This is a genomic window from Thioalkalivibrio sp. ALE28 (assembly GCF_000377425.1).
Classification (GTDB): Bacteria; Pseudomonadota; Gammaproteobacteria; order Ectothiorhodospirales; family Ectothiorhodospiraceae; genus Thioalkalivibrio.
The window spans coordinates 120,852-140,229 of sequence record NZ_KB898100.1; the positions used below are offsets into that span (position 1 = coordinate 120,852).

25 protein-coding genes are annotated in these 19,378 nt (G+C 68.9%); 14 read left to right on the top strand and 11 right to left on the bottom strand.

Features of this window, described 5'->3' with window-relative positions; genetic code table 11:
* Positions 1 to 17: 17 nt before the first annotated feature.
* Genes dtd through D105_RS0109400 form a run of 3 tightly spaced genes read right to left on the bottom strand, consistent with a single transcriptional unit; the run spans position 18 to position 1,817 of the window.
* Positions 18 to 464, bottom strand: a complete 447-nt coding sequence (dtd, locus tag D105_RS0109390; protein ID WP_018878247.1) for a D-aminoacyl-tRNA deacylase — start codon at positions 462 to 464, stop codon at positions 18 to 20.
* On the bottom strand, positions 461 to 1,447 hold the full coding sequence (gene pip, locus D105_RS0109395) for a prolyl aminopeptidase (RefSeq protein WP_018878248.1): 987 nt from the start codon (positions 1,445 to 1,447) through the stop codon (positions 461 to 463). Before pip ends, dtd begins: the two co-directional genes overlap by 4 nt.
* Before the next feature lie 55 nt (positions 1,448 to 1,502).
* On the bottom strand, positions 1,503 to 1,817 hold the full coding sequence (locus D105_RS0109400; protein WP_018867628.1) for a hypothetical protein: 315 nt from the start codon (positions 1,815 to 1,817) through the stop codon (positions 1,503 to 1,505).
* A 252-nt stretch (positions 1,818 to 2,069) separates the two neighbouring features.
* Between D105_RS0109400 and D105_RS0109405 the strand changes: the two genes are divergently transcribed.
* Together D105_RS0109405 and D105_RS0109410 are read left to right on the top strand one after the other, a co-directional pair.
* Positions 2,070 to 2,873, top strand: a complete 804-nt coding sequence (locus D105_RS0109405; RefSeq protein WP_018878249.1) for a tRNA 2-thiocytidine(32) synthetase TtcA — start codon at positions 2,070 to 2,072, stop codon at positions 2,871 to 2,873.
* A complete protein-coding gene (locus D105_RS0109410; protein ID WP_018878250.1) occupies positions 2,848 to 3,759 on the top strand; it encodes a lysophospholipid acyltransferase family protein in 912 nt (303 codons plus the stop codon). The genes D105_RS0109405 and D105_RS0109410 overlap by 26 nt, the downstream gene beginning before the upstream one ends.
* A gap of 15 nt (positions 3,760 to 3,774) precedes the next feature.
* Here the strand turns inward: D105_RS0109410 and hslU are convergent, their stop codons facing one another.
* The 8 genes from hslU to D105_RS14740 form a co-directional block, all read right to left on the bottom strand.
* Entirely contained in the window at positions 3,775 to 5,109 is a 1,335-nt protein-coding gene (gene hslU / locus D105_RS0109415; protein ID WP_018867631.1) for an ATP-dependent protease ATPase subunit HslU, read from the bottom strand.
* 46 nt (positions 5,110 to 5,155) lie between these two features.
* Positions 5,156 to 5,698 (bottom strand): ATP-dependent protease subunit HslV, encoded by a 543-nt coding sequence (gene hslV, locus D105_RS0109420; RefSeq protein ID WP_018141092.1) that lies wholly within the window; start codon positions 5,696 to 5,698, stop codon positions 5,156 to 5,158.
* Positions 5,699 to 5,789: 91 nt separating this feature from the next.
* On the bottom strand, positions 5,790 to 6,728 hold the full coding sequence (xerC, locus tag D105_RS0109425; RefSeq protein WP_018867632.1) for a tyrosine recombinase XerC: 939 nt from the start codon (positions 6,726 to 6,728) through the stop codon (positions 5,790 to 5,792).
* Positions 6,700 to 7,437 carry a DUF484 family protein gene (locus D105_RS0109430; protein ID WP_018878251.1) on the bottom strand — a complete coding sequence of 246 codons (738 nt, stop codon included), beginning with the start codon at positions 7,435 to 7,437 and terminating at the stop codon, positions 6,700 to 6,702. Before D105_RS0109430 ends, xerC begins: the two co-directional genes overlap by 29 nt.
* The gene (gene dapF, locus D105_RS0109435; protein ID WP_018867634.1) at positions 7,434 to 8,270 is read right to left on the bottom strand and encodes a diaminopimelate epimerase; all 837 of its coding nucleotides are present in this window, start codon (positions 8,268 to 8,270) and stop codon (positions 7,434 to 7,436) included. Before dapF ends, D105_RS0109430 begins: the two co-directional genes overlap by 4 nt.
* Complete coding sequence (locus D105_RS0109440) at positions 8,270 to 8,944, bottom strand: trans-aconitate 2-methyltransferase (RefSeq protein ID WP_018878252.1); 675 nt, start codon at positions 8,942 to 8,944, stop codon at positions 8,270 to 8,272. Before D105_RS0109440 ends, dapF begins: the two co-directional genes overlap by 1 nt.
* The gene (gene lysA, locus D105_RS0109445; protein WP_018867636.1) at positions 8,941 to 10,245 is read right to left on the bottom strand and encodes a diaminopimelate decarboxylase; all 1,305 of its coding nucleotides are present in this window, start codon (positions 10,243 to 10,245) and stop codon (positions 8,941 to 8,943) included. Before lysA ends, D105_RS0109440 begins: the two co-directional genes overlap by 4 nt.
* A 20-nt stretch (positions 10,246 to 10,265) precedes the next feature.
* The gene (locus D105_RS14740) at positions 10,266 to 10,406 is read right to left on the bottom strand and encodes a lipoprotein (RefSeq protein ID WP_018867637.1); all 141 of its coding nucleotides are present in this window, start codon (positions 10,404 to 10,406) and stop codon (positions 10,266 to 10,268) included.
* A 339-nt stretch (positions 10,407 to 10,745) separates the two neighbouring features.
* On the opposite strand from D105_RS14740, the gene soxY reads away from it, so the two are divergent.
* From soxY to gpmI, 12 genes are all read left to right on the top strand, one after another.
* A complete protein-coding gene (gene soxY, locus D105_RS0109455) occupies positions 10,746 to 11,216 on the top strand; it encodes a thiosulfate oxidation carrier protein SoxY (RefSeq protein WP_018878253.1) in 471 nt (156 codons plus the stop codon).
* 46 nt (positions 11,217 to 11,262) lie between these two features.
* Positions 11,263 to 11,547 carry a thiosulfate oxidation carrier complex protein SoxZ gene (gene soxZ, locus D105_RS14235; RefSeq protein WP_038032872.1) on the top strand — a complete coding sequence of 95 codons (285 nt, stop codon included), beginning with the start codon at positions 11,263 to 11,265 and terminating at the stop codon, positions 11,545 to 11,547.
* 128 nt (positions 11,548 to 11,675) lie between these two features.
* A complete protein-coding gene (locus D105_RS0109465; RefSeq protein WP_018867640.1) occupies positions 11,676 to 12,056 on the top strand; it encodes a hypothetical protein in 381 nt (126 codons plus the stop codon).
* Positions 12,057 to 12,124: 68 nt separating this feature from the next.
* Complete coding sequence (gene hisB / locus D105_RS0109470; RefSeq protein ID WP_018867641.1) at positions 12,125 to 12,718, top strand: imidazoleglycerol-phosphate dehydratase HisB; 594 nt, start codon at positions 12,125 to 12,127, stop codon at positions 12,716 to 12,718.
* 24 nt (positions 12,719 to 12,742) lie between these two features.
* Positions 12,743 to 13,399 (top strand): imidazole glycerol phosphate synthase subunit HisH, encoded by a 657-nt coding sequence (hisH, locus tag D105_RS0109475; RefSeq protein WP_018878255.1) that lies wholly within the window; start codon positions 12,743 to 12,745, stop codon positions 13,397 to 13,399.
* A 10-nt stretch (positions 13,400 to 13,409) separates the two neighbouring features.
* Entirely contained in the window at positions 13,410 to 14,138 is a 729-nt protein-coding gene (gene hisA / locus D105_RS0109480; protein WP_018867643.1) for a 1-(5-phosphoribosyl)-5-[(5-phosphoribosylamino)methylideneamino]imidazole-4-carboxamide isomerase, read from the top strand.
* A 1-nt stretch (position 14,139) separates the two neighbouring features.
* Complete coding sequence (gene hisF, locus D105_RS0109485) at positions 14,140 to 14,934, top strand: imidazole glycerol phosphate synthase subunit HisF (protein ID WP_018876773.1); 795 nt, start codon at positions 14,140 to 14,142, stop codon at positions 14,932 to 14,934.
* On the top strand, positions 14,931 to 15,299 hold the full coding sequence (locus D105_RS0109490; protein ID WP_018878256.1) for a phosphoribosyl-ATP diphosphatase: 369 nt from the start codon (positions 14,931 to 14,933) through the stop codon (positions 15,297 to 15,299). Before hisF ends, D105_RS0109490 begins: the two co-directional genes overlap by 4 nt.
* A 198-nt stretch (positions 15,300 to 15,497) precedes the next feature.
* Positions 15,498 to 15,788, top strand: a complete 291-nt coding sequence (gene tatA, locus D105_RS0109495) for a twin-arginine translocase TatA/TatE family subunit (protein ID WP_018867646.1) — start codon at positions 15,498 to 15,500, stop codon at positions 15,786 to 15,788.
* Positions 15,789 to 15,832: 44 nt separating this feature from the next.
* Positions 15,833 to 16,540, top strand: a complete 708-nt coding sequence (gene tatB / locus D105_RS0109500) for a Sec-independent protein translocase protein TatB (protein WP_018876771.1) — start codon at positions 15,833 to 15,835, stop codon at positions 16,538 to 16,540.
* Positions 16,537 to 17,724, top strand: a complete 1,188-nt coding sequence (tatC, locus tag D105_RS0109505) for a twin-arginine translocase subunit TatC (RefSeq protein ID WP_018878257.1) — start codon at positions 16,537 to 16,539, stop codon at positions 17,722 to 17,724. The genes tatB and tatC overlap by 4 nt, the downstream gene beginning before the upstream one ends.
* A gap of 102 nt (positions 17,725 to 17,826) precedes the next feature.
* Positions 17,827 to 19,377 (top strand): 2,3-bisphosphoglycerate-independent phosphoglycerate mutase, encoded by a 1,551-nt coding sequence (gene gpmI, locus D105_RS0109510; protein WP_018878258.1) that lies wholly within the window; start codon positions 17,827 to 17,829, stop codon positions 19,375 to 19,377.
* Position 19,378 lies beyond the last annotated feature (1 nt).

Here is a 19,378-nt window from a genome sequence, read left to right on the forward strand (position 1 = left end):
GCCCGTCGCGTCGCGGGTTACTGGCCACGGGCCTCCAGCCAGAAGGTGACCGGCCCGTCGTTGGTCAGGCTCACCTGCATGTCCGCGCCGAAGCGACCACTGGCCACCGGTGCGTGGCGTTCCCCGGCCCGCCGCACCAGATAGTCGAACAGTGCCGCCCCGTGTTCCGGGGTGGCGGATCCCGAGAAGCTCGGGCGCATCCCCTTGCGGGTGTCGGCCGCGAGGGTGAACTGCGGCACCAGCAGCAGCCCGCCCCCGGTCTCGGTCAGGCTCCGGTTCATCCGCCCCTCGGCGTCGGCGAAGACCCGGTAGCCCAGCAACCGGTCCAGCATGCGCTCTGCGCCCGCCTCGGTGTCATTCGGCTCCACCGCGACCAGCGCGAGCAACCCCGGCCCGATGGTCCCGACCGCCTCCCCGTCGATCGCGACCCGGCCCTCGGTGACGCGCTGGATCACCGCGATCACGCGCGCGCTCCCCCGGTCCCGGGCTCCACCTGCCCCGCCAGGTCGGCGGCCAGCCGGTCGGTCGCGGCCACCAGGCGGCGCAGGATCCCGGGCTCGGCGGCCGAATGGCCCGCATCCGGCACGATCTCGAGCTGCGCCTGTGGCCAGGCCCGGTGCAGCGCCACCGCCTGGTTGACCGGACAAACCACGTCATAGCGCCCGTGCACCAGCGTCCCGGGGATCCCCGTCAGCCGCCCGGCGTCGCGCAGCAGCTGGTCCGGCTCGAGGAAGGTGTCGTGCATGAAATAGTGGCACTCCAGCCGCGCGAGGCTGACCGCGACGTCCGGGTCCTCGAAGTGGGCGATGACATCGGGGTTCGGCACCAGACAGGATGTACGCCCCTCCCAGCCCGACCAGGCCCGGGCCGCGGCCTCGCGCACCGGGCGTTCCGGCGAGGTAAGCCGCCGGTAGTAGGCGCCCACCATATCGTCGCGCTCGGTCTCGGGGATCTGCGCCTCGTACTCGGCCCAGGCCTCGGGGAACAGACGGTCGGCCCCGGACTGGTAGAACCACTGGATATCCTGCGGCCGGCACAGGAAGATCCCGCGCAGCACCAGACCCAGCACCCGCTCCGGATGCGTCTCGGCATAGGCCAGGCCGAGGGTGGAGCCCCAGGACCCCCCGAATACCACCCAGCGCTCGATCCCCAGGTGTTCGCGCAGGCGTTCGATGTCCGCGACCACGTGCCAGGTGGTGTTCGCCTCCAGACCGGCATGCGGGGTCGAGCGCCCGCAGCCCCGCTGGTCGAACAGCACGATCCGGTAGCGTTCCGGGTCGTAGAAGCGACGGTGCCAGCTCTCGCAGCCCGACCCCGGTCCGCCATGCAGGAATACCACCGGGATCCCGTCGGGATTGCCGCACTCCTCGAAGTAGAGTTCGTGGCCGTCGCCGACCGCCAGGCGGCCCATCCCGTGGGGTTCGATCTCGGGGTACAGTGCGTCCATCAGGGGTCTCCGGCCAAAACCCCGAGTGTCGCCAAAAAGTCCCGCGGGCGAAAGACTACTCCGGGTCGTCGATCACCCGCCCGCGGTAGACCCGGCGTTTGTGGGTGGGCCGGCCCCCTGCGGATGGCGCCGCGTCGGTCCCGGCGGGCGGCTCACGCCGCGGCGCGTGCAGATACCCCGACCCTTCGAGCTGGCTGCGCAGGGTCAGCGCCGCGGCCTGCACCAGGCTCGACTGCGAGCGCGCCGCATAATCCAGAATGGTCTCCATGAAGTCCGGGTCACTGACCGACAGCCGGGCCACTGCGGGGAATTCGGCCCGCATGTTCCGCCGCAGTTCGGCGGCCAGGCTGAGGCTCTTGCGGTCGTGCATGGGGGTCCCCGGTGGACATGGGTGTTCCCGAGCTCATGCAAACCCAATGCCACGGCGGGACCCGCCGCGCAGGCCCAGCGTGCGCCCCGGTCGCCGCGATCCCGCACCGCGATCCCGCACCCTGGCGGCGCAACGCTTGCCCGACCACGGTGCATGCGCGGCCCGCTGCGCCCCAAAGCCTGGCGTGCTCTCTCCCCGGATTGGCATGCCGGTGCTTGCGTGCCGGGCGGCGGCGGCCTATGTTGCGGCCCCATGGAGACACCCGCCGTTCCCGCCTCGATTCGCCGCCTCGCCGGCCGCGCCATCGCCGACTTCGACATGGTGCGCGAGGGCGATCGCATCCTCGTCGGCCTGTCCGGCGGCAAGGATTCCCTGACCCTGCTGTGGCTGCTGCACAACCTCGCACGCCGGGCCCCGGTGCACTTCGAGGTTGGCGCGGTCACCATCAATCCGGAGATCGAAGGCTTCGAGCCGCAGCGCCTGATGGACTATCTCGCCGCCTACGGCATTCCCTATCACTTCGTGTCCGAGCCGATCGCCGAGCTGGCCGGCGCGCACATGGACAACGACTCGTTCTGTTCTTTCTGCTCGCGCATGAAGCGCGGCCTGATGTATCGCACCGCGCGGGAACACGGCTACAACGTGCTGGCGCTGGGCCAGCATCTGGACGATCTCGCCGAGAGCTTCATGATGAGCGCGTTCCACGGCGGCCAGTTGCGCACCATGAAGGCCCACTACGCGATCGACGCGGGCGACCTGCGGGTGATCCGCCCGCTGGTCTACGTACGCGAGCGCCAGACGCGGGACTTTGCCGAGGCCGCCGGGCTGCCGGTGATCCTCGACAACTGCCCCGCCTGCTTCGCGATGCCCACCCAGCGCGAGCACATGAAACAGCTCCTGGCGCAGGAGGAGGCGCAGCATCCGCGCCTGTTCCGCAACCTGCGCACGACCCTCAAGCCGCTGATGACCGAGGGTGGCATCCCCCCACGCGAGCCGCCATCCGCGACCATCGAACCCGAAGCCCCCGAACATGGCCCGACGTCGGCATCTGCGTGATCGCCTGATCGGGGGTGGCCTGCGCCTGCTCGCGCGCCTCCCGCTGCGGGTCAACCACGCCCTGGGCGGCCTGGTGGGGGCGCTGGTCTGGTACCTGCCGACCCGCTCGGCGCGCATCACCCGAATCAACCTGGCGCTGTGCTTTCCGGACAAGGACCCGGCCTGGCGCCGGCGCGTCGGACGGCGTTCCCTGATGGGCATGGGCCGCGCCCTGACCGAGTCCCCCTGGCTGTGGCAGGCGCGCCCGGAGACGCTGGAGGCGCTGGCGGTCCAGCCGCCGCACTACGCGCGCCTGCGCGACCGGCCCGCCGGGCGGGCCCTGTTCCTGTGCGCCCCGCATCTCGGATCCTGGGAGTTCGCCGGTCTGCACGCCGCCCGCCACGGGCCCATGGCCACCCTGTACAGCCCGTTCAAGACGCCGGAGATCGATCGCTGGGTGCGCGAGGCCCGGGCCTCCACCGGCGCCGAGCTGGCCCCGGCCGATCGCAGCGGCCTGCGTATCCTCCAGCAGGCCCGCGATCGCGGCGCGATTATCGGCATTCTGCCGGACCAGAGTCCCAAGGGCGCCTCGGGGCAGCACGCCCCGTTCTTCGGCCGCCCGGCCCTGACCATGACCCTGCTCCCGCGCCTGCTGCGCGGGCGCGGGGATCACGTGGTCTTCCTGTTTGCCGAGCGCCTGCCCGGGGGCCGGGGCTTTCGCTATCACGAGGTCGAGGCCGGGCCGGAGGTGGCCGACCGCGACTTCACCCGCGCAGCCGCGGCGATCAATGCCCATGTGGAGACGCTGGTGCGGCGCCGCCCCGAGCAGTACAACTGGGCCTACAAGCGCTTCCACCCGCCGCCCGAGGGCTGGCCCGATCCCTACCGCCCGGGGGCGCCCGAGTAACGGCGCGGCGCGGCGTCAGAGGATGTAGCGGGACAGGTCCTCGTCCTCGACCAGATCCCCCAGGCGCTGGTCGACGAATTCGCGGTCCACGATCACGGCACCGTCCACGTCCGGGGCGCGGTAGGCGACGTCCTGCAGCAGGCGTTCGAGTACGGTGTGCAGGCGGCGGGCGCCGATGTTCTCGGTGCGCGCGTTCACGTCATGGGCGATCTCGGCCAGGCGGCGCACGCCATCCGCCTCGAAGCGCAGCTCCACGCCTTCGGTCTTCATCAGCTCGGTGTACTGCTCGGTCAGCGAGGCGGTGGGTTCGGTCAGGATGCGCACGAAGGCGTCCGCCGACAGCGCATCCAGCTCCACCCGAATGGGCAGCCGCCCCTGCAGCTCCGGCACCAGGTCGGAGGGCTTCGACAGGTGGAAGGCGCCGGAGGCAATGAACAGGATGTGGTCGGTGCGCACCATGCCCAGCTTGGTGGACACGGTGGTGCCCTCGATCAGCGGCAGCAGGTCGCGCTGCACGCCCTCGCGCGAGACCTCGCCGCCGCTCGATTTCTCGCTGCCCTTGGCGACCTTGTCGATCTCGTCGAGGAACACGATGCCGCTTTGCTCCACCCGCTCGATGGCGCGCTCCTTCAGGTCTTCCTCGTTGATCAGGCGCGCGGCCTCCTCCTCGATGAGCAGCTTGCGGGCCTCGGCGATCTTGAGCCGCCGCGAGCGGGTCTTCTGACCGCCGAGGTTCTGGAACATCGACTGCAGCTGACTGGCCATCTCCTCCATGCCCGGCGGTGTCATGATCTCCACACCCTGCGGGTTCTGCGAGACCTCGATGTCGATCTCGCGCTCGTCCATGTCGCCTTCGCGCAGGCGCTTGCGCAGCTTCTGTCGGGTCTCGCTGCCGGCGTCTTCCGGCTCGGACTCGGTAAAGCCGGCATTGCGCGGGCGCGGCAGCAGGGCGTCGAGGATGCGTTCCTCGGCGGCGTCCTCGGCCTTGACGCGGTTTTCCTTGATGGCCTCGTCGCGCAGCTGCTTGACCGCGGCCTCGGCCAGGTCGCGGATGATCGATTCGACATCGCGGCCGACATAGCCGACCTCGGTGAACTTGGTCGCCTCGATCTTGATGAACGGCGCGCGGGCGAGCTTGGCCAGACGCCGGGCGATCTCGGTCTTGCCGACACCGGTCGGGCCGATCATCAGGATGTTCTTCGGCGTGACCTCGGGCTGCAGCTCCGGCGGCAGCTGGCGCCGGCGCCAGCGGTTGCGCAGGGCGATGGCGACGGAGCGCTTGGCCTCGTCCTGGCCGATGATGTAGCGGTCCAGTTCCTGGACGATCTCGCGGGGGGTCATGTCGGTCATGGCAAAAGGGGCCTTGGTCGGATCGGGTCGTCCGGGGCCTGGCGCGTTACTCCGCGTCCAGGCTCTCCAGGGTGATGTTGTGATTGGTATACACGCAGATGTCGGCGGCGATGTTCAGGGACTTCTCCACGATCTCGCGCGCCGACAGGTCGGTGTTCTGCAGCAGGGCCTGGGCGGAGGCCTGGGCGTAGGGCCCGCCGGAACCGATCGCGATAAGTGCGTTCTCCGGCTCGATCACGTCGCCGTTCCCCGAGATCACGAACGAGTTCTCGCGGTCGGACACGGCCAGCAGGGCCTCCAGCTTGCGCAGGGCGCGGTCGGTGCGCCAGTCCTTGGCCAGCTCCACCGCAGCCCGGGTGATATTGCCGGAGTGCTTCTCCAGCATGCCCTCGAAGCGCTCGAACAGGGTGAAGGCATCGGCGGTGCCGCCGGCAAACCCGGCCAGGATGCGGTCGTGATAGACCCGGCGCACCTTGCGCGCGTTGCCCTTCATCACGGTGTTGCCAAGGGATACCTGGCCGTCGCCCCCGAGGGTGACGGCGCCGTCCTTGCGGACGCAAACGATGGTGGTGCCGCGAAACTGTTCCACGGGGTTCTCCTGTCCGGCTGTGTATCGGGGGCACGGTGTTGGGTCGCGGCGACCCGGGATCGTTCACCCGGCGGGTGCGATCGCGGCCGGATCAATCTCTCCGGCGGGCCCGCGGATGGGCGGCATCATACACCTGTGCCAGATGCTGATAGTCGAGATGGGTATAGATCTGGGTGGTTTCAAGGTTGGCGTGGCCCAGAAGTTCCTGGATGGCCCGCAGGTCGCCGCTGGATTCCAGCAGATGGCTGGCAAACGCATGGCGCAGCCGGTGCGGGTGCAGGCGCACATCCAGCCCGGCGCGGCGTCCCGCCTCGGCGACGCGGCGCTGCACCGCGCGGTTGCCGAGGCGCGGGCCGCGACGGCTGACGAAGACCGCCCGCTCGTCCGGCGCTGCCCAGTCCCCCCGGTGCCGCAACCAGGTGCGCAGGGCCTCCCGCGCCTTGCGCCCCACCGGCACGCTGCGCTCGCGCCGGCCCTTGCCGAGCACCCGCACCAGTCCCGCGTCCAGGTCGAGATCGGTCAGATCCAGCCCGGTCAGTTCCGACAGGCGCAGCCCGGAGGAATACAGCAGCTCCAGCATCGCCTGGTCGCGGGCGGCCAGCGTCGGGTCCGGGCCCTCGGCCGGAGCCAGGGCCTGCTGTGTCTGGTCGACATCGAGATCGCGCGGCAGGGCGCGCCCGGCCCGGGGGCCGCGCATGCCGGACGCCGGGTTGGCGGGCATGCGCCGCTGTTCCACCTGGTAGGCAAAGAAGCCGCGCGCGGCGGACAGGAAGCGCTGAATGGAGCGCGGGTGGTGGCCCTGGCGCGCCAGTTGCCCGGCGATGCGGCGCATGTCGGCCGGCCTGAGCGCCTCCCAGGGGCCGTGATGCAGGCCGCGCAGGCGCGTCAGGTCGCGTCGATAGGCCTTGACGGTATGCGGCGAATGGCCGCGAACGTCGCTCAGGTGGCCCAGAAACGCCGTGATATCCGCATCCTGCGCGGGCGCGTCCCCGGTCGCCGGGTCAGGCCGCGGCGTGGGTCCGCTCGACATGGCAGCGGATCGACTCGGCCAGCAGGTCGCCGATGTGGGTCACGAAATAGGTGCCCATGTCGGGCTGGAAGCGGTCCGCGGATTCGCTCGCCAGGCCGAGCACGCCGATCCGGTCGGCATCATCGCCCAGGGGCATCAGGATCGCGGATCCGATCTCCTCGGCATCGTCGAACAGTACATCCAGCATCTCGGCGGGGACCCGGCCACACTGGGCCTTGCCGCGGCTGAACAGCGGGTCGAAGGTGCCCAGCTCACCCTTGTCCAGCGCATGCAGGTCGTCGACCTTGCGATGCGCCAGGCGGATGCTGACGCGCTCCGCGCCCAGCTCGTTGCGCAGGGCGTCCTGGGTCAGGGCCAGCACGGCGTCCAGGTTTTCGGCGCGCATCAGGGTCTTGGCCAGTTCGTGCAGGTGCTGGCCCATGCGTTCGTTGTCGCGGGCGCGCTCGACCAGCTCGCCCATATGCTGCTCCATCGCGCGGTGCTTCTCGCGCAGCAGCGCGACCTGGCGCTCCAGCAGCGAGACGGCCCCGCCGGATGGGTGGGGGATGCGCAGGATGTCCAGCAGTGGCAGGTGGTCCTGGAAGAAATCCGGGTGCTCGCGCAGGTAGGCCTCGACGTCGGCGGCGCCGATCGGGGCTTGCGGGTTCTTTTTCGGCGAGCGGGTCTTCGCGGTCTCTGCAGCAGAGGCGTTGGAGGATTGCCCAGTCATAGATCGATCCAGCCGTTGAATACCGTGGTGGCCGGCCCGGTCAGCCAAACCGGTGCCTCGGCCTGTCCGTCCCAGCTTAGCACAAGGGTCCCGCCCGGCAGGGCCACCTCGACGTCATCGTCGACCAGTCCGCGACGGCGCAGCACGGCCATCGCGGCAGCCGCGCCACTGCCACAGGCCAGCGTCTCGCCGACCCCGCGCTCGAATACCCGCAGGTCGACATGGCCGCGGTCGCGCAGCGCGGCGAAGCCGACGTTGACGCGCCGCGGGAAGCTCTCGTGGCGTTCGATGATCGGGCCGATCTCGGCCACCGGGGCGCGCGCGACGTCGTCGACCAGGATCACCGCATGGGGGTTGCCCATGGACACCGCGCCGAGGGTGATCGAGTGGCCCTGTACGTCCAGGGTGTAGGCGTCGGCCTCGGCCTCGGCGACCAGCGGGATGCGCGCCGGCGCGAACTCGGGTCGGCCCATGTCCACGCGCACCCGCTCGTCGTCCTCGACATGCAGCACGATGCGCCCGCCCAGGGTCTCGACCGGGATCTCGCGGGCCTCGGTCAGGCCCTGCTCGCGCACGAAGCGGGCGAAGCAGCGCGCCCCGTTGCCGCACTGCTCCACCTCGGAGCCGTCGGCATTGAAGATGCGGTAGCGGAACAGTGCCTGCGCCGGATCGCTCGGCGCCTCCACCAGCAGCACCTGGTCGCAGCCGATGCCGAAGTGGCGATCCGCGAGATGGCGCAGCGTCGATGCGTCCAGCCGGACCGACTGGCGGATGCCATCGATCACCACGAAATCGTTGCCCAGCCCGTGCATCTTGGTGAATTCGAGACGCATCAGCGGTGCCCCGGCAGGTGACCGAAAATGATCATGTGGCGGTCCGACGTGACGTGGACGGTAAAACCGTCGAGGCCGGCGGCGGCCAGCTGCGCGCGCACCTCCTCGGGCGTGAAGGCGGCGTGCAGGGAGTGCTCGAAGTCGCGCCGCAGGACGTCCGGGTCATCGGCTGCGTACTGCGCGACCAGGGCCTGGACGGACTCGGTCGAGTCCGGGCGGCGCAGGTCCATCACGAATACCGCTGCCCCCGGTGCCCCGTCGCGGCGGATCGCCTGCCACAGCACCGCGGGGTCGTGCAGGTGATGCAGCAGGGAGTTGCTGATGATCGTGGCATACGGGGCGCGCGTGCCGCGGGCCTCGGGCAGGCAGCCCTCGGCCAGATGAACCCGCCGCGCGGCCGGGTGACCGGCCATCAGGGCGTCGCCGGCGGCCAGCATCGCGGGCGCGCCGTCGAGGCCGTCCACCTCGCAGTCGGGGTAGCGCGCGGCGAAGCGCAGCGAGACGTCACCCGGGCCACAGCCGAGATCCAGCACCGGCCCGGTCACCGGGCCCGGGAAGACCTCGGCGAAGGCATCCACGAAGCCCTCGTGCGGGGCGGCGAAGTCGGCCTCGGCGTAGGCGCGTGCCTGCGCAGGCTCCAGCATCAGCTCCGGTTCGGGCTGGCGCGGGATCACGGGGCCACGCTCCCGGGCGGGTCCGTGTCATCCGGGTCCACGTCTTCAGAATCCTGGGGCAGCATGCTCTCGCGCATCATCAGGTGATCCACCTGCTCGCGGCGGTTGATGATCTGGAAGTGGTCGCCGTCGACCATCACCTCCGGCGGGCGCGGCCGCGAGTTGTAATTGCCGGCCATCACATAGCCGTAGGCCCCGGCAGAGCGCACCGCGAGCAGGTCACCGGCGGCCAGCGCCAGTTCGCGCTCGCGGCCGAGGAAGTCGCCGGTCTCGCAGACCGGGCCGACGATGTCGTAGGTCCGCGTCGCCGTGTCGTCGCGCTGTACCACCGGCACGATCTCCTGCCAGGCGCCGTACAGCGCCGGGCGCAGCAGGTCGTTCATCGCGCCGTCGACGATCGCGAAGTCGTGGGCCTCGGTGTGCTTCAGGTATTCCACCCGGGTCAGGAACACGCCGGCGTTCGCCGCGATGGCGCGGCCCGGCTCCAGCAGCACCTTCAGGCTTCGTTCGCCCAGCACCTCGCGCAGGGCGCTGGCCCAGACATCGGGCTCCGGCGGCGTCTCGTCGCGGTAGCGCACGCCCAGGCCACCGCCGACATCGATGTGTTCGAGTGTGATGCCGTCCTCGGCCAGCTGATCCACCAGCGCCAGCACACGCTTGAGGGCATCGGTGAACGGATCAATGCGGGTCAGCTGCGAGCCGATGTGGAAGTCGACGCCGGTGGCCGCCAGGTGCTGGCTGTCACGCACCCGGGCATACAGCGCCGGCGCCTCCTCGATCGCCACACCGAACTTGTTCTCGCGCAGCCCGGTGGCGATGTAGGGGTGGGTCTCGGCATCGACGTCCGGGTTCACCCGGATCGACACCGGGGCCTGAATGCCGAGCTCTGCCGCGACCGTCTCCAGCCGCTCCAGCTCCGGCGCGGACTCGACGTTGAAACAGTGGATGCCGACCTCCAGCGCGCGGCGCATCTCGGCGGCGGTCTTGCCGACGCCGGAGAACACGATCTTCGCCGGGTCGCCGCCGGCGCGCAGCACGCGTTCCAGTTCGCCGCCGGAGACGATGTCGAAGCCGGCGCCCAGGCGCGCGAGCACGTTCAGCACCCCCAGCGCGGAGTTCGCCTTCACCGCGAAGCAGACCTGGTGCGGGGTCCCGATCAGCGCCTCGCTGAACGCGCGATAGTGGCGCTCCAGCGTGGCACGGGAATACACGTAGGCCGGGGTGCCGACCAGTTCGGCCAGGCCGTCCAGGGCCACACCCTCACAGAACAGCGTGTCGCCGTGGTAGTCGAAATAGTCCATCTAGTGGTCCTTCAGCGGGATCATTGCGGGTTGTGCTCCTCGGCTTCCTCGTCATCGGGCAGGTAGAGATCGCCCTTCTGGCCGCAGGAGGCGAGCATCTGCATCGTGCCGAGTACGACGATCACGGCGATCAACAGCCATTGGGCCTTGCAGGAAAACATGGTCGGGTCCGGGGTCTACGTTGCATGGAAAGGCGATAGTGTGCCATTGATACGCCGCTGGCTTCAGGTGCCAGGGCCCCTGACAGGCCGTTGCATCCCGATGAAATTCACCCGATTGCGGATCGCGATGATTCGTTCATCAATGATTCAGCGAGGTTTGGGACGATGCATCTGCGAGACCAGCAAAAAGACCACTGAAGCTGGTCAGGGGGCGGATCCCGGTCCGCAGGGAATAGACCCCTGCAGGTCGCCGTCCAAAGCAACAGGCGTCGAGGCGGCTCACCGCCAGGACGTCCCGGATTATCCGGAACTGACCCACAAGATGAGAGGAGATCATCCATGATTAGCACCAAGCGCCGTGTCTTCCTGAAAGGCACTCTCGCCGCCGGTACTGTCGGTGTCGCCGTCGGGGCCGGTCTGCTCGCCCCGAGCAAGCTGCTTGCCGCCTGGCCGTCCGAGGCCTTCGCCGCCGAAGGTCTGGAAGCCGCCATGGAAGCCGTCACCGGTTCCAGCGACGTGGCTGATGGTGACGTGACCCTGAGCGCCCCGGAAATCGCCGAGAACGGCGCCGTGGTCCCGGTGTCCGTCGAGTCCAGCCTGGACAACGTGACCGAAATGGCCGTGTTCGTCGAGCTGAACAACCAGCCGCTGACCGCCCACTACGTCCTGGGTGATGGCGCGCATGCGAACGTCTCCGGCCGTATCCGCATGGGCGAGTCCTCCAACGTGATCGCCGCCGTGAAGTCCGGCGACACCTGGTACAAGACGGTTCAAGAAGTGAAGGTCACGGTTGGTGGCTGCGGCGGCTAACGCCGACCCCGAACCGCTGATCCGAACACTACTGGAGGTTTAAGATATGTCTATTCGAGTTCGCGCCCAGGAAAGCAACGGCGTTATCAATATCCGTGCGCTGATGAGCCACGACATGCTGGTCCCCGACGATGACGGTGGCCCGCACTTCATCGAGACTGTGGAAATTGCGCGTAACGGCACCACCGTCGTCACCGCCAACTGGAACTACACCGTCTCCCGCAACCCGTTCCTGCAGACCGAGATCGACGGCGCCTCTGGCGACACTGTGTCCATCTCCTGGACGGACAACCAGGGTGAATCCGACTCGACCGAGGTCGAAGTGCGGTAATCAGGAGCATTCATGCTCTTGAATCAAAGCCGGGGCTTGCCCCGGCTTTTTTTGTGTCCGGGTTGGGTTCGTCGCACCCCGGCCTTTCTGGCCTACACTCCAGACAGGCCCATGCCGAGCGACGAGCCATGCCACCCCATTCCCCGCCGCGAAACCCGGATGCTGAACCCGCGCTGCGCCCGGCCCTGCTCCTCGAACCCCACCAGCCCCTGTGGCAGCGCCTGCCGCGGCGCGACGCCGAAGGCCGTCGGCTGGCGGACTTCATGATGCTGATCCCCGGTCTGCGCCAGCGCCCGCGCGCCGAGATCCACGCCCGGGCGCTGGCCATCGAGCGGGTCCTCCATGGCTACGGGGCCGATATCGCGTTCGTCGAGCTGAACCTGAAGCTGAACACGCTGTGGGTCTCGCTGAGCGCGCGGCCGGGGATCTGCAGCGAACTGCCCTGCGCCATCCAGGAGGCCGTCCCCGAGGCCTTGCTGGTCGGCCCGAAGCTGGGGTCGCGCGGATAAGACCCGCGGTCATACCGGGCGCGGGCCAGCCTTGCTACACTGGCGTTTTACCGTGCCTGAACCGGAACATGACTGAACGCACCGCATCCGTCCGCCGCGACACCCTGGAGACCCGTATCGCCATCGAGCTGAACCTCGACGGCACCGGGCAGAGCCACCTCGAGACAGGCATCCCGTTCCTCGATCACATGCTGGATCAGGTTGCCCGCCACGGCCTGGTCGATCTCGACGTGCGCGCCGAGGGCGATCTGCATATCGACGCCCACCACACGGTGGAGGACATCGGCATCACCCTGGGCCAGGCGCTGGCGCAGGCGCTGGGCGACAAGAAGGGCATCCGCCGCTACGGCCATGCCTACGTCCCGCTGGACGAGGCCCTGTCGCGCGTGGTGATCGACTTCTCCGGGCGCCCGGGGCTGGAGATGCACGCCGACTTCCGTCGCTCGCACATCGGCGAATTCGATGTCGACCTGTTCCACGAGTTCTTCCAGGGCCTGGTCAACCACGGCTGGATGACCCTGCACATCGACTGTCTGCGTGGTGACAATGCCCACCATGTCGCCGAGACCATCTTCAAGGCCTTCGGACGTGCCCTGCGCGTGGCGGCGGAGATGGATCCGCGCTCGGCGGGCATGATGCCGTCCACCAAGGGCACTCTGTAAAGAACCAGAGGACGAGACCCGGCCATGGAAACTGTTGCCGTCATCGATTACGGCATGGGCAATCTGCACTCGGTCGTGCGTGCGCTGGAGCACGAGGCCGCGGCCGATCAGCGTGTGCTGCTCACGGACGAGCCCGAGACCCTGCGCGAGGCGGACCGCCTGGTGTTCCCCGGCCAGGGTGCGGCGGGGGATGCCATGCAGGCGCTGGCCGGGCGCGGCCTGGACCGGCTGCTGCCGGAACTGGCGGCGGACCGGCCCTTCCTCGGCCTGTGCCTGGGCCAGCAGATCCTGATGGACACCAGCGAGGAGAGCGGCGGGGTCGACCTGCTGGGCATCCTTCCGGGCCGGGTGGCGCGCTTCCCTGCGATGGAGGGTGCGGATGGCCGCCGCCTGAAGATCCCCCACATGGGGTGGAACCGCGTGCTGCCGGCGCGCGAGCACCCCCTGTGGCACGGTCTGCCCGAGACCCCCTGGTTCTACTTTGTCCACAGCTACCGGGTGCAGCCCGAGCGCGAGGCGGATGTGGCCGGGCGCACCGATTATGGCGAGACCTTTGCCTCGGCACTGGCACGGGGCTCGTTGTTCACCATGCAGTGCCACCCGGAGAAGAGCGCTGCCTGCGGGCTGCGCCTGCTGCACAATTTTCTGCGCTGGGACGGAGACGGTCCCGGCGCGTCGTGAGGAGTCGAAGATGCTGGTCATCCCCGCAATCGATCTGAAGGAAGGCAAGTGCGTTCGCCTGCGCCAGGGGAACATGGACGATTCCACCGTGTTCGGCGAGGACCCGGTGGAGATGGCGAAGCGCTGGGTGGACGCCGGGGCCGAACGCCTGCACATCGTGGACCTGGACGGCGCCTTCGCCGGCCAGCCGCGCAATGCCCAGGCGGTGCACGCCATCGCGAAGGCCTTCCCCGACCTGCCGATCCAGATCGGCGGTGGCGTACGCGACGAGGACACGGTACAGGCCTATCTCGATGCCGGGGTCGAGTTCGTGATCATCGGCACCCGCGCGGTCAGCGCCCCGCACTTCGTGAACGACCTGTGCCTGGAGTTTCCCGGCCGCATCATCGTCGGGCTGGACGCCAAGGACGGCAAGCTCGCGGTGGATGGCTGGTCCAAGCTCTCGCACCACGATGTGATCGACCTGGCCCAGCACTTCGAGGCCGACGGCGTGGTGGCCTTCGTCTACACCGACATCGCCCGCGACGGGATGATGAAGGGTCCCAACGTGGAGGCCACCGCACGCCTGGCGAGCAACGTGCGCGTGCCGGTGATCGCCTCCGGCGGTATCAGTTCACTGGACGACATCCGCAACCTGGCGGCGCGCGAGGAAGACGGTATTACCGGCGCGATCGTCGGCCGGGCCCTGTACGAGGGCGCCTTCACTCTGGAGGAGGCCCGCGCGGCCGCCGGGAGCTGAGATGCTCGCCAAGCGCATCATCCCCTGCCTGGATGTCGACGCCGGCCGCGTGGTCAAGGGCGTCAACTTCGTCGGCATCCGCGATGCCGGGGACCCGGTGGAGATTGCCCGGCGTTACAACGCGCAGGGCGCGGACGAGATCACCTTTCTCGACATCACCGCCTCCAGCGACGACCGCGAGACCATCCTGCACGTGGTCGAGGCGGTCGCGCGCGAGGTCTTCATCCCGCTGACGGTCGGGGGCGGCGTGCGCGCGGTCGAGGACATCCGCCGCCTGCTGAACGCCGGGGCCGACAAGGTCTCCATCAATACCGCCGCGGTGCACCGCCCGGAGCTGGTGCGCGAGGCCGCCGACTGGGTCGGCAGCCAGTGCATCGTGGTCGCGATCGACGCCAAGCAGGTCAGCACGGGGAATGAGCCACCGCGCTGGGAGGTCTTTACCCACGGAGGGCGCCGCGAGACCGGGCTGGACGTAGTCGAGTGGGCGCAGCGCATGGAGGCCCTGGGGGCCGGCGAGATCCTGCTGACCAGCATGGACCGCGACGGTACCCGCATCGGCTTCGATCTGGCCCTGACCCGCGCGGTCAGCGACGCGGTGGGTATCCCGGTCATCGCCTCCGGCGGCGTCGGTGAGCTCCAGCACCTGGTGGAGGGCGTGACCGAGGGCCATGCCGACGCGGTGCTGGCGGCCAGTATCTTTCATTTCGGCCAGCACACCGTGGGCGAGGCCAAGGACGCGATGGCGGCGGCCGGTGTGCCGGTGCGACCGAACGATGCCGAGGTGGCCACGCAATGACCGAGTCCGCGCCCAACCATCCCGCCGGCGCCGAGGTGCTCGCCGCACTGGCCGAGGTCATCGAGCAGCGCCGTCAGGCCGACCCGGAGCAGTCCTATGTGGCGAAGCTCCACGCGCGCGGCCTGGACGAGATGCTGAAGAAACTGGGCGAGGAATCGGCGGAGACCCTGATCGCCGCGAAGAACGATGATACCGACGCCCTGGTGTCGGAAATGGCCGACCTGTGGTTTCATGCTCTGGTGGTGCTCGCGGCGCGCGGCCGGCACCCGGACGATGTCCTCGACGAACTGGCGCGACGTTTCGGCCTGTCGGGTGTCGCGGAGAAGGCCGCGCGCGAAACGAGTGGACGTCGCTCCGATCACTGATGATCTCCCGGCGGCCTTTGACTGGCTCCGGTAAAGCGTTCGTTCATGTTGCCCGGCTACACTGCGGTCACCGTGTCGGGTCCGTGTGCCAGAGCAATCCGGGCGCGAGCATGTACATGACCCGGCGTGCCGCACAGTTGATTATGGGCCTGGCGCCGTTCAGGCTACCCAAAAGTTGTTTTACCGGAGACAGAATCCATGGGTATCGGTGGTATCAGTATTTGGCAGCTCCTCATTATCCTGCTCATCGTCGTGTTGCTGTTCGGCACCAAGAAGCTGCGCAACATGGGGGGGGATATCGGTTCGGCGATGAAGAACTTCCGCCAGGCGGTCAAGGACCCCGACGCCGAAGAGAAGAAGGAAGGCGAAGACGGCGAGACGCGCGAGGTCGAGGACCAGACCGACGACAAGGGTCGCGTGGTCGACGCCGAGGTCAAAAAGAGCAGCGAAAAGGATTCCGACGCCTCGCAATCGGACAAGAAGTCCTGAGCCTCGCGCCCGGCGCGGTGGCCCGGCTCGAACGGCGGTAGTCCATGTTCGATATCGGCTTCTGGGAAATCATCATCATCGTGCTGGTGGCGCTGCTGGTCGTCGGGCCGGAGCGGCTGCCCGGGCTTGCGCGCGAGATCGGGCGCTGGGTGGGCAAGACCCGGCGTTTCGTCCACAGCGTGCGCTCGGATTTCGAGCAGGAGCTGCAGACCGACGAGCTGCGCAAGATGCTGAAGAGCCAGGATCGCGAGATCCGCCAGCTCAAGAACATGATGGACGAGACCGAGACCAGCCTGCGCGAGGAGTTCGAGGACACCGAGCGCGGTCTGCGGGAGGACATCGAGGGTCAGCCGAAGACCGGCAAGCACCTCTCGGACTCCGAGCAGAAGGCGCTGGCCGAGAAGAAGCCGGCCAAGCCGGCGGTGCGCGACAAGCCCTCGATGCGCAGCCCCGACGCGGCTGTGCGCGGTGGCGACGCTGAAACGCCGGATACCGACGCCGAAGCCGACGAACCGACCGAGGTGCGCCGGGTGCCCACGCAGGGCGATCTGGACGGCAATCTGATGACCGACGACCCGGCGCTGGCCGCCGAGCAGAAGGCACGGGCGGCCGACGGGCCGCGTCCGGAGCGCAAGAAGCCGGCGGTGCGCGAACGCCGGACCCCGGATCCCGCGGACGAGGGCTCGCGCCCGGCACGGGACTCGACGACCGACACCACTCACGACGACCAGACCCCTGACAAGCACTCATGAGCAAGACCAAACCGGGGGTCGAGCCGAGTCCGGAAGCCACCGAGACCCTGCTCACGCATCTGATCGAGCTGCGGGACCGCATCCTCAGGATGTTCATTGCCATCCTGGTGGTGTTCCTGATCCTGTTCCCGTTCGCCAACCCGATCTACACCTGGCTGGCCGACCCGCTGATGCAGCACCTGCCGGAAGGCACCAGCATGATCGCGATCGACGTGGCCGCGCCGTTCCTGATCCCGTTCAAGCTGACCCTGCTGCTGGCCGTGGTCCTCAGCATCCCGTACCTGCTGTACCAGGTCTGGTCCTTCGTGGCCCCGGGCCTGTACGCCCACGAAAAGAGCATGGCGCTGCCGCTGGTGGCCTCGTCCACCATGCTGTTCTACCTCGGGATGGCATTCGCCTATTTCGTGGTGTTCCCGCTGATCTTCGCGTTCTTCACCGCCACCGCCCCCGAGGGCGTGTCGGTGATGACCGACATCTCGCGCTACCTGTCGTTCGTCATCATGCTGTTCATCGCCTTCGGCATTGCCTTCGAGGTGCCGGTGGCGACCATCCTGCTCGTCTCCATGGGGGCGACCACCCCGGCCAAGCTGGCGCAGAAGCGCCCCTACGTAATCGTCGGGGTGTTCCTGGTGGGGATGGTGCTCACCCCGCCGGATATCATCTCGCAGACCCTGCTGGCGCTGCCGATGTGGCTGCTGTTCGAGATCGGCCTGATCCTGTCGCGGATCATGGAGCGGAAGAAGGCCGAACGCCGCGCTAGCGCGGGCGGTGACGCGGACACGGGCGACGACGACGGCCCGGATGATGACGGCCCGGGTGGTGGCAAGCCGCGGGGTGGCGGCAGCGGCGGCGGATCGCGCAAGAAGGCCGCGACGAGTTCGGCGGCGACGGCATCCGGGACGACCGGGACCGCCGCCGGGGCGGGCGAAAGTGCCACGGCGGCCGCGCGCACCGGGTACACCCCGCTGACCGATGACGAAATGGATGCCGAGCTGGACCGCATCGAGGAAGAGCAGGCTGAACTGCGCCGCCAGCGGGCCGCTCGCGATTCCGGGGGCACGCCCGCCGGCTCTGGAGAGCAACCGGCGGTGTCCGGCACGGCGGGCGACGACACCCCGCCCGGCGCCGATTCGGACCCCGGGGACGCCTCAACCGAGGCGGATGACACGGGACGCGATCGCTGAACCGGCCGGGGCGCCCGCGATTTGTGCGGCCCGGCGCCCCGCCAAGCATCGGAAGTTGCTAAAATACCCGGGTAACCCATTGACCCAGGTAATGATCCCGCGATGGCCGATCCGCGTTCCACCCCCCGCCGCCCCGTCCTGCTGATCGTCATGGACGGAGTCGGCGTGAACCCCTCCAAGCTGAACAATGCCTACGCCGAGGCCGACACCCCGCGTCTCGACGAGTATCTCTCGACCCATACGCACACCACGCTGGATGCCTGTGGCCGCGCGGTCGGGCTGCCGGACGGGCAGATGGGCAACTCCGAGGTGGGGCACCTGACGCTGGGCGCGGGGACCGTGATCAACCAGGACCTGGTGCGCATCGACGACTCCATCGCCGACGGCAGCTTCTACGAGAACGACGCCCTGGTCAGCGCCGCCCGGGCGGCCGCCAACAACGACCTGCCCCTGCACCTGATCGGCCTGGTCTCCGATGGAGGCGTGCACTCGCACATCCGCCATCTGCGCGCCCTGGTCGAGATCTGCCAGCGCGAGGGCGCGCGGCCGATGGTGCACATGATCACCGACGGCCGCGACACCGCCCCGCGCTCGGCGCTGAACTACCTCGACCCGCTGGAGGAAGAACTGGCCAACGCCGGCGGCGCCATTGCCACGGTCTGTGGGCGCTATTACGCGATGGACCGCGACAAGCGCTGGAAGCGCACCGAGAAGGCCTTCCGTGCCATCGCCTATGCCGAGGGCGAGCCCGCCGGGTCCGCCCGCGAGGCCATCGAGGCCGCCTACGCGGCCGGCGAGGACGACGAATTCATCAATCCGCGCATCATCAACGGCGGTGCCCCGCTGGGCGAGGATGCGGTCTGCGTGCTGTTCAACTTCCGCAACGACCGCCCGCGCCAACTCACGGCTGCCCTGGGCATGGACGACTTCGACGGCTTCGACCGCGGCGACTTCCATCCGGTGTCCGAGACCTGTCTGACCGAGTACGACCCGCGCTTCCTGTCACCGATTGCCTTCCCCCCGGAGCGCCCGTCGACCACCCTGGGCAGTACCATCGCCTCCGCCGGTATCCCGCAGTTCCATTGCGCCGAGACCGAGAAGTACGCCCACGTGACCTTCTTCTTCAACGGCGGCAAGGAAGAACCCTACGCCGGCGAACAGCGGGTGATGGTCCCCTCGCCGTCCGTGGATACCTACGACGAGCAGCCGGAGATGAGCGCCAAGGAGGTGGCCGACGAGACCATCCAGGCGATGCAGAGCGGGCGCTACGGGTTCATTCTGGTCAACTTCGCCAACGGCGACATGGTCGGACACACCGCCAAGCGCGAGGCGCTGATCCAGGCGGTCCAGACCCTGGACCAGGAGGTCGGTCGGGTCCTGGACGCCGCGCGGGAGCTGGAATACTCCGCGATCGTGACCGCCGACCACGGAAACTGCGACGAATACGTCGACCCGGTGACCGGCGCCCCGCATACCCAGCACACCATCTACCCGGTGATGTGCATGATCACCGACTCCCAGCGCTGGCGCCTGCGCACCGGCGGCGGCCTGGCCGATGTCGCCCCGACTGTGCTGGAACTGATGGGGGTGCCCAAGCCCGCCGCGATGGGTGGCCAGAGCCTGCTGCTCGAGGAAGTGCCGGAGTCCGCGTGAG

Coding starts and splice junctions, on each gene's coding strand:
- gpmI (WP_018878258.1), top strand. CDS start 17,827: ATGGCCGATCCGCGTTCCACCCCCCGCCGCCCCGTCCTGCTGATCGTC.
- xerC (WP_018867632.1), bottom strand. CDS start 6,728: ATGTCGAGCGGACCCACGCCGCGGCCTGACCCGGCGACCGGGGACGCG.
- D105_RS0109405 (WP_018878249.1), top strand. CDS start 2,070: ATGGAGACACCCGCCGTTCCCGCCTCGATTCGCCGCCTCGCCGGCCGC.
- hisF (WP_018876773.1), top strand. CDS start 14,140: ATGCTCGCCAAGCGCATCATCCCCTGCCTGGATGTCGACGCCGGCCGC.
- tatC (WP_018878257.1), top strand. CDS start 16,537: ATGAGCAAGACCAAACCGGGGGTCGAGCCGAGTCCGGAAGCCACCGAG.
- D105_RS0109490 (WP_018878256.1), top strand. CDS start 14,931: ATGACCGAGTCCGCGCCCAACCATCCCGCCGGCGCCGAGGTGCTCGCC.
- D105_RS14740 (WP_018867637.1), bottom strand. CDS start 10,406: ATGTTTTCCTGCAAGGCCCAATGGCTGTTGATCGCCGTGATCGTCGTA.
- D105_RS0109400 (WP_018867628.1), bottom strand. CDS start 1,817: ATGCACGACCGCAAGAGCCTCAGCCTGGCCGCCGAACTGCGGCGGAAC.
- lysA (WP_018867636.1), bottom strand. CDS start 10,245: ATGGACTATTTCGACTACCACGGCGACACGCTGTTCTGTGAGGGTGTG.
- soxZ (WP_038032872.1), top strand. CDS start 11,263: ATGTCTATTCGAGTTCGCGCCCAGGAAAGCAACGGCGTTATCAATATC.
- tatB (WP_018876771.1), top strand. CDS start 15,833: ATGTTCGATATCGGCTTCTGGGAAATCATCATCATCGTGCTGGTGGCG.
- dapF (WP_018867634.1), bottom strand. CDS start 8,270: ATGCGTCTCGAATTCACCAAGATGCACGGGCTGGGCAACGATTTCGTG.
- D105_RS0109430 (WP_018878251.1), bottom strand. CDS start 7,437: ATGACTGGGCAATCCTCCAACGCCTCTGCTGCAGAGACCGCGAAGACC.
- D105_RS0109410 (WP_018878250.1), top strand. CDS start 2,848: ATGGCCCGACGTCGGCATCTGCGTGATCGCCTGATCGGGGGTGGCCTG.
- hisB (WP_018867641.1), top strand. CDS start 12,125: ATGACTGAACGCACCGCATCCGTCCGCCGCGACACCCTGGAGACCCGT.
- soxY (WP_018878253.1), top strand. CDS start 10,746: ATGATTAGCACCAAGCGCCGTGTCTTCCTGAAAGGCACTCTCGCCGCC.
- hisH (WP_018878255.1), top strand. CDS start 12,743: ATGGAAACTGTTGCCGTCATCGATTACGGCATGGGCAATCTGCACTCG.
- tatA (WP_018867646.1), top strand. CDS start 15,498: ATGGGTATCGGTGGTATCAGTATTTGGCAGCTCCTCATTATCCTGCTC.
- hisA (WP_018867643.1), top strand. CDS start 13,410: ATGCTGGTCATCCCCGCAATCGATCTGAAGGAAGGCAAGTGCGTTCGC.
- D105_RS0109465 (WP_018867640.1), top strand. CDS start 11,676: ATGCCACCCCATTCCCCGCCGCGAAACCCGGATGCTGAACCCGCGCTG.
- hslU (WP_018867631.1), bottom strand. CDS start 5,109: ATGACCGACATGACCCCCCGCGAGATCGTCCAGGAACTGGACCGCTAC.
- pip (WP_018878248.1), bottom strand. CDS start 1,447: ATGGACGCACTGTACCCCGAGATCGAACCCCACGGGATGGGCCGCCTG.